The 2,883-nt window shown below is 53.0% G+C and carries 2 rRNA genes; both read right to left on the minus strand.

What is annotated here, in order from left to right:
* Window positions 1-77: 77 nt before the first annotated feature.
* A 5S ribosomal RNA gene (gene rrf, locus B058_RS0107760) occupies window positions 78-191 on the minus strand.
* A 195-nt stretch (window positions 192-386) separates the two neighbouring features.
* A 23S ribosomal RNA gene (locus tag B058_RS0107765) occupies window positions 387-2,802 on the minus strand.
* Window positions 2,803-2,883 lie beyond the last annotated feature (81 nt).

Below are 2,883 nucleotides of genomic sequence, written 5' to 3' on the forward strand. Positions count from 1 at the left end.
TTTCCGTGCAATAAAAAACCCCCTCAAGAGTTGAGGGGGTTTTGTTGTATCCCTCGGCTGAGGGATACGGATAAGGAGTCTGACGATGACCTACTTTCACAGGCGAGGTGCCTACTATCATTGGCGCGGGAGCGTTTCACCGTCCTGTTCGGGATGGGAAGGGGTGGTTCCACTCTGCTATGGTCGTCAGACAAAGGGGGGGGGATCAAGGTTTGGGTCTTGACCCCGCATTCGGATTGTCTGGGTGCCGTCGATCTTGCGATCTTGGGCCGACTGTCTTGTTCACGTCGCGCTGACCTGAATGAATCAAATCATGCGGCATGTCTGGAAGAAGGTATTGGGTTGTCACTGCATCGGCACACACACTGCATGCTTCTCAAAATTATAGGATCAAGCCTCACGGGCAATTAGTACGGGTTAGCTTAACGCATTACTGCGCTTCCACACCCCGCCTATCAACGTTGTGGTCTTCAACGACCCTTCAGTGCACTCAAGGTGCAAGGGATATCTTATCTTCAGGCAAGTTTCACGCTTAGATGCTTTCAGCGTTTATCTCTTCCGTGCTTAGCTACCCGGCGATACGACTGGCGTCATAACCGGTACACCAGAGGCACGTCCACTCCGGTCCTCTCGTACTAGGAGCAGCCCCCGTCAAATATCCAGCGCCCACGGCAGATAGGGACCAAACTGTCTCACGACGTTTTAAACCCAGCTCACGTACCACTTTAAATGGCGAACAGCCATACCCTTGGGACCGGCTACAGCCCCAGGATGTGATGAGCCGACATCGAGGTGCCAAACTCCCCCGTCGATATGAACTCTTGGGAGGAATCAGCCTGTTATCCCCAGAGTACCTTTTATCCGTTGAGCGATGGCCCTTCCATACAGAACCACCGGATCACTATGACCTGCTTTCGCACCTGCTCGACGTGTCAGTCTCGCAGTCAAGCCTTCTTTTGCCATTGCACTATCAGTACGATGTCCGACCGTACCTAGAAGACCTTCGTACTCCTCCGTTACACTTTGGGAGGAGACCGCCCCAGTCAAACTGCCCACCATGCACGGTCCCCGATCCAGATAATGGACCTAGGTTAGAACCGCAACGACACCAGGCTGGTATTTCAACGACGCCTCCACATGATCTAGCGACCACGCTTCACAGGCTCCCAGCTATCCTACACAAGTCCCGTCACAGTCCAATGCAAAGCTACAGTAAAGGTTCATGGGGTCTTTCCGTCTAGCCGCGGGGAGATTGCATCTTCACAAACATTTCAACTTCGCTGAGTCTCGGGTGGAGACAGTGTGGCCATCGTTACGCCATTCGTGCGGGTCGGAACTTACCCGACAAGGAATTTCGCTACCTTAGGACCGTTATAGTTACGGCCGCCGTTTACCGGGGCTTCGATCAAGAGCTTGCACCCCATCAATTAACCTTCCGGCACCGGGCAGGCGTCACACCCTATACGTCCACTTTCGTGTTTGCAGAGTGCTGTGTTTTTATTAAACAGTCGCAGCCACCTTTTCACTGCAACCCCATCGGCCTTCGCAAGTAAATCGCTACAACCTACCGGGGCGCACCTTCTCCCGAAGTTACGGTGCTAATTTGCCGAGTTCCTTCACCCGAGTTCTCTCAAGCGCCTTAGAATTCTCATCCTACCCACCTGTGTCGGTTTGCGGTACGGTTCTCGTTTACCTGAAGCTTAGTGGCTTTTCTTGGAAGCTTGGTATCAGTGACTTCGGCTCCAATGGAGCACCGTCATCGTGTCTCGACATTAACCCCCCGGATTTGCCTAAGGGATCTGCCTACTCACTTAAACCGGGACATCCAACACCCGGCTCACCTAACCTTCTCCGTCCCCACATCGCAGTAAACGAAAGTACGGGAATTTTGACCCGTTTCCCATCAGCTACGCATCTCTGCCTCACCTTAGGGGCCGACTCACCCTGCGCCGATGAACGTTGCGCAGGAAACCTTGGGTTTTCGGCGAGGGAGCTTTTCACTCCCTTTATCGCTACTCATGTCAGCATTCGCACTTCTGATATCTCCAGCATCCATTACCAGACACCTTCGCAGACTTACAGAACGCTCCTCTACCATATGCACAAAGTGCATATCCGAAGCTTCGGTTACGTGCTTAGCCCCGTTACATCTTCCGCGCAGGACGACTCGACTAGTGAGCTATTACGCTTTCTTTAAAGGATGGCTGCTTCTAAGCCAACTTCCTAGCTGTCTATGCCTTCCCACATCGTTTTCCACTTAGCACGTCATTTGGGACCTTAGCTGTCGGTCTGGGTTGTTTCCCTCTTGACACCGGACGTTAGCACCCGATGTCTGTCTCCCATGCTCGCACTTCACGGTATTCGGAGTTTGCTATGCCGCAGTAAGCCGCAATGGCCCCCACTAACATTACAGTGCTCTACCCCCGTGAGTGATACATGAGGCGCTACCTAAATAGCTTTCGAGGAGAACCAGCTATCTCCGGATTTGTTTAGCCTTTCACCCCTATCCACAGCTCATCCCCTAATTTTTCAACATTAGTGGGTTCGGACCTCCAGTGCGTGTTACCGCACCTTCATCCTGGCCATGGATAGATCATCCGGTTTCGGGTCTACGCCCCGCTACTATGCGCCCTATTAAGACTCGCTTTCGCTTCGCCTCCCCTATTCGGTTAAGCTCGCAACGGAACGTAAGTCGCTGACCCATTATACAAAAGGTACGCAGTCACCCCAGCTTGATTGACCCTCCGGGTCATCAAGCTGGTGTGCCCACAACGCTGCGCGTTGTGCGCCACCCACCTAATTTCACTCCTTCTTAAACCTTTTGAGTCGCATCGCGACGCGATGCTCCTCGAAAGACCTGAAGGCCAATTAAGCTGGGGCTCC

Source organism: Thiobacillus thioparus DSM 505, from assembly GCF_000373385.1.
Classification (GTDB): Bacteria; Pseudomonadota; Gammaproteobacteria; order Burkholderiales; family Thiobacillaceae; genus Thiobacillus; species Thiobacillus thioparus.